Source organism: Flavobacterium sp., assembly GCF_043779715.1.
In the GTDB taxonomy this organism is placed as follows: domain Bacteria; phylum Bacteroidota; class Bacteroidia; order Flavobacteriales; family Flavobacteriaceae; genus Flavobacterium.
In genome coordinates this window covers 1-10,394 of the sequence record NZ_JAYWDT010000043.1, presented here as the reverse complement: position 1 = coordinate 10,394, position 10,394 = coordinate 1, and the positions used below count along the sequence as shown (strand labels likewise).

Annotated in this window: 12 protein-coding genes; 9 read left to right on the top strand and 3 right to left on the bottom strand. The window is 31.4% G+C overall.

Going from position 1 to position 10,394, the window contains the following annotated elements; genetic code table 11:
• Positions 1-21: 21 nt before the first annotated feature.
• A complete protein-coding gene (locus ACH2BG_RS01965; RefSeq protein WP_395046051.1) occupies positions 22-867 on the bottom strand; it encodes a DUF2911 domain-containing protein in 846 nt (281 codons plus the stop codon).
• A gap of 140 nt (positions 868-1,007) precedes the next feature.
• On the opposite strand from ACH2BG_RS01965, the gene ACH2BG_RS01960 reads away from it, so the two are divergent.
• The 4 genes from ACH2BG_RS01960 (at position 1,008) to ACH2BG_RS01945 (ending at position 3,910) form a co-directional block, all read left to right on the top strand.
• The gene (locus ACH2BG_RS01960) at positions 1,008-1,478 is read left to right on the top strand and encodes a cell division inhibitor (protein WP_395046050.1); all 471 of its coding nucleotides are present in this window, start codon (positions 1,008-1,010) and stop codon (positions 1,476-1,478) included.
• Between the two features lie 2 nt (positions 1,479-1,480).
• Positions 1,481-2,179, top strand: coding sequence for an SDR family NAD(P)-dependent oxidoreductase (locus ACH2BG_RS01955; RefSeq protein WP_395046049.1), 699 nt, complete (start codon positions 1,481-1,483; stop codon positions 2,177-2,179).
• Positions 2,180-2,329: 150 nt separating this feature from the next.
• On the top strand, positions 2,330-3,622 hold the full coding sequence (locus tag ACH2BG_RS01950) for a cryptochrome/photolyase family protein (protein WP_395046048.1): 1,293 nt from the start codon (positions 2,330-2,332) through the stop codon (positions 3,620-3,622).
• A 54-nt stretch (positions 3,623-3,676) separates the two neighbouring features.
• Positions 3,677-3,910 carry a hypothetical protein gene (locus ACH2BG_RS01945; protein ID WP_395046047.1) on the top strand — a complete coding sequence of 78 codons (234 nt, stop codon included), beginning with the start codon at positions 3,677-3,679 and terminating at the stop codon, positions 3,908-3,910.
• Between the two features lie 43 nt (positions 3,911-3,953).
• On the opposite strand, the gene ACH2BG_RS01940 is transcribed toward ACH2BG_RS01945, so the two are convergent.
• Positions 3,954-4,616, bottom strand: coding sequence for an HAD family hydrolase (locus ACH2BG_RS01940; RefSeq protein WP_395046046.1), 663 nt, complete (start codon positions 4,614-4,616; stop codon positions 3,954-3,956).
• 283 nt (positions 4,617-4,899) lie between these two features.
• Here ACH2BG_RS01940 and ACH2BG_RS01935 point away from each other — a divergent pair, with 283 nt between their 5' ends.
• The 3 genes from ACH2BG_RS01935 to ACH2BG_RS01925 are packed head-to-tail and all read left to right on the top strand — an operon-like array spanning position 4,900 to position 6,316.
• Positions 4,900-5,442, top strand: a complete 543-nt coding sequence (locus ACH2BG_RS01935) for an RNA polymerase sigma factor (RefSeq protein WP_395046045.1) — start codon at positions 4,900-4,902, stop codon at positions 5,440-5,442.
• Positions 5,443-5,472: 30 nt separating this feature from the next.
• Positions 5,473-5,853 (top strand): hypothetical protein, encoded by a 381-nt coding sequence (locus ACH2BG_RS01930; protein ID WP_395046044.1) that lies wholly within the window; start codon positions 5,473-5,475, stop codon positions 5,851-5,853.
• A gap of 10 nt (positions 5,854-5,863) precedes the next feature.
• Positions 5,864-6,316 carry a sensor of ECF-type sigma factor gene (locus ACH2BG_RS01925; protein ID WP_395046043.1) on the top strand — a complete coding sequence of 151 codons (453 nt, stop codon included), beginning with the start codon at positions 5,864-5,866 and terminating at the stop codon, positions 6,314-6,316.
• 40 nt (positions 6,317-6,356) lie between these two features.
• On the opposite strand, the gene ACH2BG_RS01920 is transcribed toward ACH2BG_RS01925, so the two are convergent.
• On the bottom strand, positions 6,357-7,409 hold the full coding sequence (locus ACH2BG_RS01920; protein ID WP_395046042.1) for a WD40/YVTN/BNR-like repeat-containing protein: 1,053 nt from the start codon (positions 7,407-7,409) through the stop codon (positions 6,357-6,359).
• 121 nt (positions 7,410-7,530) lie between these two features.
• Here ACH2BG_RS01920 and ACH2BG_RS01915 point away from each other — a divergent pair, with 121 nt between their 5' ends.
• Both ACH2BG_RS01915 and ACH2BG_RS01910 read left to right on the top strand, forming a co-directional pair.
• On the top strand, positions 7,531-9,495 hold the full coding sequence (locus ACH2BG_RS01915) for a KUP/HAK/KT family potassium transporter (protein WP_395046041.1): 1,965 nt from the start codon (positions 7,531-7,533) through the stop codon (positions 9,493-9,495).
• A 6-nt stretch (positions 9,496-9,501) separates the two neighbouring features.
• Positions 9,502-10,365, top strand: coding sequence for a bestrophin family protein (locus ACH2BG_RS01910; protein WP_395046040.1), 864 nt, complete (start codon positions 9,502-9,504; stop codon positions 10,363-10,365).
• The last annotated feature ends 29 nt before the right edge of the window (positions 10,366-10,394 follow it).

The following is a 10,394-nucleotide window of genomic DNA, read 5'->3' as shown; positions in this document are numbered from 1 at the left end:
AAATCTATTTTTTTAATGTTTTTATTTTTTAGACCAATCTGAAATACTATCTTGATTCATTTTTACATAATCTTCATTTTTTGCTGCTTGTGCTGCTGCCAATGATGATTTTGCTGTTTCAATTGCACCTTTTTTATCTCCTAATTTAGCTTGTATTTGAGATTTTAGACGTGTGTACCAATATGGTTTTTTGTCATGCATTTCGTATGCTTTATTTACATAAGTCAATGCTTTATTCAAATCACCATTCGATTGGTAAAAATACTGTGCTGCCGAAAAATAATCAGTTGCCGCTGGTCCAGCCAATGTTTTATCAATACTTGCCAAGGCAGTTTTTTGTGTAGGAACTTCAAATTTTACCGCAACTAGAGTCTTTTCCCATGAAAATTCTAAATTGGCAAAATTATTATCAATATTATTAATGGCGATGGTAAAAGTTTCTACATTTCTGTTCAAAACTTCTGGTTTAGCATTTACTTTTAAAACTACTTTAGTTTCATCCCAAGTCTCAGGATTTCCCCAGTTGTCTGTAGTTGCATAAAAAATAACTTCCCAATTATCTGCATTTGGAATCGTATAAATGGAATATTTTCCTTTTTTTAAAGTAGCGCCATTAATAACCACATCTTCGCTAAAAGAAACAACTGTATTCTCATTAGCTCCCGTTCTCCATACTTTGTCAAAAGGTACTAAATCTCCAAAAACAACTCTTCCTTTCATACCTGGTCTATTATAATCGATTTCAACATCAGTTAAACCAACCTTCTGTGTAACAGACGCTTTTGGACTCGCTTGTGGAATTTTAACTTGAGCTTCAATACTATAAGAAGCAATCATCAGAGCTAAGGCAACAATTAATTTATACATTTTTTTGTGATTTTATTTTCCCAAAGATAAAGTTTCAAATCCAAATCAATTGTTAAGAAAAAGATAAAATGAAATTTTTTTGTTTAACTTTACTATAAAAATGTTAAACATTTTATACATTTACACAAAATTATCATCAAATGAAAATTTATACTTTACATACAAAACAAAACCTTCCAATAACTTTACAACAAGCTTGGGGTTTTCTCTCAGACCCTAAAAATCTTAAAACCATAACACCAAGTTATATGAGTTTTATAATACAATCAGGTGCCGATAAACCGATGTTTGCTGGACAAATTATTCAATATATTGTAACGCCAATTTTAGGAATAAAAACCAAATGGGTGACCGAAATCACACATATTGAAGACAAAAAATATTTTGTCGATGAGCAACGTTTTGGCCCTTACTCACTTTGGCATCACAAGCATTTTTTAAGAGAAATTCCTGGTGGTGTCGAAATGGAAGACATTGTAGATTATAAAATTCCAATGGGAATATTAGGACAATTGGTTCATCCCTTTTTGGTTAAACCAAAACTGAAAGAAATATTCGAATACCGAGAAAAAAAACTAATTGAACTTTTTGGAGAATATAAAGAACAATAATCATGAAAAATATATTATTAATAGGAGGTTCCTACGGAATTGGTTTGGCTATTGCCAAAGAATTACAGTTAGAAAATAACGTTTTTGTAGCTTCCCGAACAAGCGAAGGTTTAACCGATTTGAATGTCACGCACATACCTTTTGATGTAATAACTGACACTTTAGATACAACAAAATTGCCCGCAGTTATCGACGGATTAATTTATTGCCCAGGAAGTATCAACCTACGTCCGTTTAAAGCCCTAAAAATAGAAGCTTTCGAAAACGATTTACAAATAAATTTTATTGGAGCTGTCAAAGTAATTCAATCTGTTTTACCTAACCTAATTGCTTCACAACAATCAAGTATTGTACTATTTAGTAGCATTGCAGCAAGTATGGGAATGCCTTTTCACACTAGTGTTGCCGCTGCAAAAGGAGCTATCGAAGCTTTTGCAAAAGCATTAGCTGCCGAGTATGCACCAAAGATTAGAGTAAACGTAATTGCGCCATCATTAACAGATACACCATTGGCCGATAAATTTTTAAATAACGAGGAGAAAAAGGAAAAATCAGCTTTGCGTCATCCGTTGAAACGTTTCGGAACTGTAAATGATATTGCCCAAATGGCAAACTTCCTAATTAGTGATAATAGCAGTTGGATTTCTGGTCAAATTTTCCATGTTGATGGCGGAATGTCGACACTTTTAGTCAACGGATAAAATTTTAGGAGCACAACATTCGGTTTCTTTACAACCATAATCCCGCTTTTCGTTCCAATCCTCGCAAAAAAGCTCGGGATTTCCACTTTAATCGGGGCTAAATCGTAACTTGACGTTTTTTTACAACATTTTTTACAATAAAACATACAAATGAATATATTCTGGTTCCGACGAGATTTGAGATTAGATGATAATGTAGGTTTTTTTCACGCTCTAAATAGCGGTGAGGATGTATTGCCAATCTTCATTTTCGATGATACTATACTTTCTCAATTACCCAAAGATGATGCACGTGTTACCTTTATTCACGAATTATTGTCTAAAATGCAAGAAAAATTGCAAGATAAAGGAAAATTATTAGCCATTTTTCACGGAAAACCATCAGAAATTTTCGAAAAACTAATTACCGAAAATAAAGTAAAAACAATTTACACAAATCATGATTATGAACCTTATGCTCGCAAACGAGATAAAGAACTGAATCAGCTTTTTGTAAGTCATAATATCGAATTTCTAACCAGCAAAGACCAAGTCATTTTCGAAAAAAGCGAAGTAACAAAAGATGACGGAAAACCTTATGTTGTTTATACACCATATTCTAATAAATGGAAAGAAAAATTTAAGCAAGTAACTCTAAAAAATTATAATTCAGAGGATTATTTATATAAAATTACGGTTCACTCCTACCCTTTTTTGAGTTTAGAAACCATAGGATTTGAAACTTCAAAAATAACCGTTACACCTTATGATATTTCTGATAATTTAATAGACAATTACGAAGCTACAAGAAACTTTCCTGCTTTAAACAAAACTTCATTTCTAGGAATTTATCTTCGTTTCGGAGCCGTTTCTGTCAGAAAAATGATAAACGAAGCTATAAAAAGTAAAAACGAAACTTTTTTTAAAGAACTCATTTGGAGGGAATTTTTTATGCAAATATTATGGCATTTTCCACATACTATAAATAAAAGTTTTAGAGAAAAATACGACACTATTGTTTGGGAAAATAACGAGGATTTATTTCAGAAATGGTGCGAAGGAAAAACAGGTTATCCATTTGTAGATGCAGGCATGAGAGAGCTTAATGCAACTGGACACATGCACAACAGAGTACGAATGATAGTAGCCAGTTTTTTATGCAAACATTTACTAATCGATTGGCGTTGGGGAGAAACTTATTTTGCCACAAAACTTTTAGATTACGAACAATCCAGTAATGTAGGTAACTGGCAATGGGCAGCTGGTTCTGGAGTAGATGCAGCGCCGTATTTCAGAATTTTTAATCCAACTGAGCAAATAAAAAAGTTCGATAAAGACTTAAAATACATCAAAAAATGGATTCCAGAATTAGAGACTTCTCATTATCCTGAACCTATTGTAGAACACAAATTTGCAAGAGAACGTTGCTTGAGAGTTTATAAAGAAGCGGTTGGCTCAAATTAAATGATCAAACAAGCTCCTTTTTGAGTATATTTACATTAACTTAATATTTAAATTATGAAAAAAGCAGGATTGTATTTAGGATTATTTACTTCTTTACTCGTTATATCTTGTGGGGGTAAAGAAGAAAAAACTGTAGAAAATAACGAAACCAAAACTATTGAAAGAGTAGAAACTGTCAAAACCGTTCAGGTACAAGACACTACTGCTAAAAATGGAACTTCCGTAAAAATAAGTGGAAATGGGGTTTCCTTAGACAGTAAAGATGTTGATGTAGAAATCAAAAAATAAAAAGCCCTTAAAAATAAAAAGCCAGTTGAACTGGCTTTTTATATTAACAATAATTGATTGTTTTTATCTTCTCAAAACTCAACTCGTCGAAATCACGGATTACTTTGTCTGCCAAAGAATAATCTTGTAATTTCGAATTCACACTATCATAACCTACACAATAAATTCCTGCGGCTTTTGCTGCTTTTATTCCGTTTGTGCTGTCTTCGATAACGATACAATTTTCTTTAGAAGCTATAGATAATGTTGCTGCATGCAAAAAAATAGCGGGATGTGGCTTCGATTTTGGAAAATCTTCGCCCGAAACAATATGTGTAAAATACTGATGCAAATCGAATCTATTAAAAACCCTATTTATTGTGCTTTTTGAAGCAGATGAAGCAACTATTAGTTGTATTCCGTTAATGTGCAAATCCTGAATTAGTTTCTGCACGCCGTCTATGAGTTCTAAATCTGGTTTGGTATCGAAAGCTTCGTTAAATAAATGACGTTTCCGTAAAATTAAATCCTCGACATCATGATTTAACTTAAAATTTTCTTTTAGTTTCTGAAAAACATTTCGAGTCGAATTGCCTGTAAATGTGGCATACATTTCGTTAGAAACTTCTATATTTAATTCGACAAAATGTTGGTTGTAAGCATAATGATGAACGGGTTCAGTATCGACAATTACTCCGTCCATGTCGAAAATTACGGTTTGAATCATTTTTTTAAGTGGCTAAAGTTCTAAGCTGCTAAGGTAGTAAGTTTTTAGTCGTTTATAAATAGTAAAATGGATTCCTAAACTAGCCCTGATGGAAGTGGTAATCCTTTTTTCGTCAGTTCGAGTTCCTCGCTTTTTTTAGCGAGGAGTATCGAGAACACGAAAAAAGATTGTAACGAAAGCAGGAATTACCTTTACTGATACAAACTGTACTTTCGCTTCAAAAAAATAAATAAATTAAACCTTTTTAGATATCTTTAGTCTTACTTATAAAACCAACCTACTTTTGCAAGACGAAAAAGCTTTTATCGCTGAATTATTGAATCCGAAAACGCAAAATGATGCGTTTAGGAAGCTCTTGCAATTGTATCAAAAACCGTTGTATCATCACGTGCGAAACATGGTTTTGAGTCATGATGATGCCGACGATGTTTTGCAGAATACGTTTGTAAAAGTTTTTCAGAATTTGAAGAATTTTAAAGGAGATAGCAAACTTTTTTCTTGGATGTATCGCATTGCGACCAATGAAGCCATCACGTTTATGCAACAACGAGCTAAAAAAAGTGGAATTTCTAGCGAGGAAGTGCAACAAAAAGAGATAAATAAGTTGGAAAGCGATGTGTATTTTGATGGTAATGAGATTCAACTGAAATTGCAAAAAGCGATTGCGATTTTGCCAGAAAAACAACAATTGGTTTTTAAAATGAAGTATTTTGAAGAGTTAAAATACGAACAAATTGCCGAAATTACAGGAACTTCAGTTGGTGGTTTGAAAGCTTCATATTTTCATGCAGTGAAGAAAATTGAAGATTTTTTGAAAATAGATTAAACCTTTTTACACAATAATAGTCTTAACGATATGAAACAATTTGATTTAGATAACGACCCAAAAATAAACAGCGGATTTAGAATCCCAGAAAACTATTTTGAGCAGTTTGAAGCTAAAATGATGAGTCAGCTTCCTAAAAAAGAAGTGAAAGTAATTTCGATTTTTGAAACTAGAAAATTTTGGTTTTCGGCAGTGGCAGCAGTCTTTTTTATTGGTTTATTTACTACTATGTATTTGAATAGTGCAAAAACTGAAAATATAAGTACCGAAGATTATTTGGCTTGCCAAACAACAATAAGTACTGAAGATATTATAGAAAATTTATCCGACGATGACATTACTGCAATTGAAGAATCATTGGATTTATACGATCAAGATACCCAAAATTATGCTAAAGAATATTTATACTAAAACTCCTAAAATGAAAAAAATAATTACACTCTTATTGTTATTTGTTTGTACCATAAGTTTTGGTCAAGATTTTGAGAAAAGAGCAGAACGCATCAAAGCGCTTCGTGTGGCATTTATATCTACTAAATTAGATTTAACATCTCAGGAAGCTGAAAAATTTTGGCCTATTTTTAATAAATTTGATGAGAAACAAATCTTCTTATATAAGCAAAAAAGACAGCTTATGTTTAAGCTTAAACCAGAAAATACAGCTGGAATGTCTGATGCTGTTACTCTTAAATTATTAGATGATTCGGAAAAAATTGACGCTGATATGCAAAATAACAAACGTTTGCTTACAAAAGATTTGCAAGGTATAATTCCTCCTCAGAAATTATTATTGCTAAAAAAATTGGAAGAAGATTTTAAGAACACACTTTTGAAACAATTAAAAAAGCGACAAGGCTCGAGATCCGAAGATTAATAAAATATATCAAACCGTTAAACTAAAAATTTAGCGGTTTTTATTTAAAATTTATTTTTACAATCTTATTTCTTCCTGCAGCAATTGCCGTTTTGTTATCTAAAAATCTAATGGTATAAAAATCTTTATCGGTCGATAATTGTTTCCATTTTTTTCCTGCATTTCTCGAATAAAAAACACCTGTGGCACCAACAACAACAATCGATTTCCCTCCACCATTAGGCAAATATTGAAGACACGAAGCATAACCAAATCCTTTATTTTCGGCAATAAGTTGCCAAGTTTTTCCTCCGTCGTTTGTGATGGCTTTATTTTGAAAATTCTGTTCCAGTTTTTCGTAGTTTCCACCAGCAATAAAACCAATATTTTCATTATAAAAATCGGCAGTAAAAGAACCTGTCATTGTTTGTCCTTGCACAATTGGTGTTTCTATAGTTTCCCAAGTATTTCCTTTATCTTCCGAATGAAAAACTCTGGATTTTTTTCCGCCAGAAACCATCCAAATATTATTTTCTTTAATGATTAAATTGGTATTACTGGCAGCAAAAAAAGCTTCGCCATCCACCAATTTTGGTAGTTTGTCACAAGTGATTTTTTCCCAAGTTTCTCCACCATCAGTCGTTTTTATCATCGATGGACAATTTTCGGTTGGATCACCTATTGCTATTCCTTCATTGTCATTAAAAAATTGCATCGAATCATAAAATACTTTTTCGTGATTTTCTTGATACACTAGTTTAGATTGGGTTCCGTCTTTTGATATTCGATATAATAATGCAGGATTTCCTACCGAAAGGATAAAAATATGCTTTGCCGTTTGCGCAATACTTCTAAATTCAATTTTATAATTTTCTTTAGCAATATTTCCGCTATAATTTGTTGAAGAATCGAGCGAAATAAAGCCATAATTTCCATTATTCGCTGCATACCATACTTTATTATTATCGATTGCTAATGCTCTGCAACTTATTTTTTCGCTAAAGATAGTATCTACCATAATTTTAGAAAATCTCGGATTAGATATAAAATTTTCGCTTGTATTACAAGAATGTAAGGTACTGACAATCAATAAAATAAAAAATATGTTTTTCATACTATAGTTTAAAGATTCTAAATTACTGTTTTTTATATAACATAATGCATAATTTTAATAAAAATAACATTCAAATCGGATTAAATATTTTAATTTTGTTCTCTTTTTCAAACACAAAATAATGAGTGCTTCATCACATCACGATCTTCACAGTAAATTATCGCTAGGCGGAATATTAATAACATTAGGAATCATTTTTGGTGATATTGGAACTTCTCCTTTATACGTAATGAGTTCGATATTAGGCAAACACGCTATTGATCCTCAAGTTGTTTTGGGAGGAATTTCTGCAATATTTTGGACATTAACATTACAAACCACATTAAAATATGTATTAATAACCCTTTCGGCAGACAATCATGGTGAAGGTGGAATTTTTGCTCTTTATGCATTAGTAAAACGAACGAAAGTAAAATGGCTCATAATACCTGCAATTATTGGTGGAAGCGCCCTTTTAGCCGACGGAATTATCACACCACCCATCTCAGTTTCATCGGCTGTGGAAGGTGTAAAAACATATTATCCTGATTTAAATACTGTTCCTATTGTTATTGGAATACTAGTCCTTTTATTTATAATACAACAATTTGGAACTAAGCTAGTGGGGAAATTTTTTGCTCCAATGATGCTTATTTGGTTCGGAATGTTAGCTGTTTTAGGAATAATTCAAATCACAAAAAATACTGATGTACTTTGTGCTGTAAATCCTTATTATGCCTACCAATTATTAAGTGTTCATCCTGAAGGATTTTACGTTTTAGGATTTGTTTTTCTTTGTACAACTGGTGCAGAAGCTTTGTATTCTGATATGGGACATTGTGGTCGAAAAAACATTCGTATTAGTTGGATATTTGTTAAAATAGCTTTGCTTTTAAACTATTTCGGACAAGGTGCGTACTTAATAAAACATCAAGGTGTTACTTTGCAGAGTATTAATCCAAATAATGCAAATCCGTTTTACTTGATTATGGCCGATTGGTTTCAACCTTACGGAATTGTAATTGCAACCTTAGCAGCTGTAATCGCTTCACAAGCATTAATAAGTGGTTCATTTACATTGATAAACGAAGCGATGCGTTTGAATTTTTGGCCAAAAGTTAGAATTAAATATCCTACAGATCAAAAAGGTCAAATATATATTCCGTCAATCAATTGGCTGTTATTAGCTGGTTGTATCGGAGTCGTTTTATATTTCAAAAAAGCGAGTAATATGGAAGCGGCTTATGGTCTTGCCATTGTTCTTTGCATGATTATGACAACTATCTTACTTACTTATTTTATGATTATAAAAAGAGTGGCTTTGTACTTAATTTTACCATTAATATTAATTTATTTAGTCATCGAATTTAGTTTTCTAATTGCGTGTTTAGATAAATTCCCTCATGGCGGTTATGTAACTATTATTATTGCAGCGGTTCTGATATTCATAATGTCAATCTGGTTTATGGCCAAGCGAATTAGTAAAAACTACACCAAAATTGTAAAAATAGACCATTACAAAAAGGTATTGGCGGAGCTAAGTGTCGATTTATCGATACCTAAATATGCAACCCATTTAGTTTATATGACTAATGCCAATCGTATAGATGAAATTGAAGAAAAAGTAATGTATTCTATTTTACAAAAACGTCCAAAAAGAGCCGATTTGTACTGGTTTGTACACGTAAATATTACAAATGAACCTTATAAAAAAGAATACAAAGTAACTCAAATTATAAAAGATGATTTATTTAGAATCGATTTTAATCTTGGTTTTAGAGAGCCTACTAAAATAAACTTAATGTTTAAGGAAGTTATTAAAGATATGGTAAAAAAAGGCGAAGTGGATATTACAAGTCGCTACGAATCATTAAGTAAAAATAATATTATTGGTGATTTCAAATTTGTATTGTCTGAAAAATTCTTATCGAATGATAGTTTTATGCATTGGCACGAAAAACTAGTTATGAATACTTATTTCTTCTTCAAAAAAATGAGTTTGTCAGAAGAACAAGCTTTCGGATTGGACAGTAGCTCTGTGAAAGTAGAAAAATTTCCAATGGTACTTCACGCTCCAGAAAAAATAGAATTAAAACGTGTTGAATAATCAAATATGATATCATATAATCCCAAAGAATGGTTCACTTTTATATTCAATTTTCATAAAGCAGAAACTTTTAGGACTTTGCTTCCACTAATTATTGGCATATCAATCTATAGTGGAATTATTGTTTATTTTGTTCAGGATTATTTACATTTAGCAGATAATCATCATCTTAAAAACATAACTATCATGCATAGCATGCTTGGTTTTGTAATTTCTTTGTTATTAGTTTTTAGAACAAATACAGCATATGATCGCTGGTGGGAAGGAAGAAAACAATGGGGATCACTCGTAAATAATAGCCGGAACTTAGCATTAAAATTATCATCTATTTTAACTGAAAAAGAAGATAAAATCTTCTTTAAAAAAATTATTCCTTATTATGCCAGTGTTTTGAATTTACATCTTAAAAATCAAAATATTAGCCACGAATTATTTGATGAATACAATATTAATATTGATCATAAAAAGCACAAACCAAACCAAGTTGTAAAATTACTTTTCAAAAAAATTAATGAGCTTTATTTATCTAAAAAAATAACTGGAGAACAGCTTTTATTTCTCAATACCGAAATAGTATCATTTACAGATATTTGTGGTGCTTGCGAAAGAATAAAAAATACTCCAATACCGTTTTCATACAGTGTCTTTCTTAAAAAATTTATCTTTTTTTATGTTATGACTTTGCCTTTGGGTTATGTTTTTGTTTTGGGTTATTATACAATTCCTGTGGTCATTTTTATTTTTTATGTTTTAGCAAGTTTAGAACTAATTGCAGAAGAGATTGAGGAACCATTTGGTAATGACGAAAACGATTTACCTACCGAAAGAATTGCCGAAAACATTAAGAAAAATATTGACGAAATTTTATAAAAAAAGAAGCTTTTCATTTGAAAAGCTTC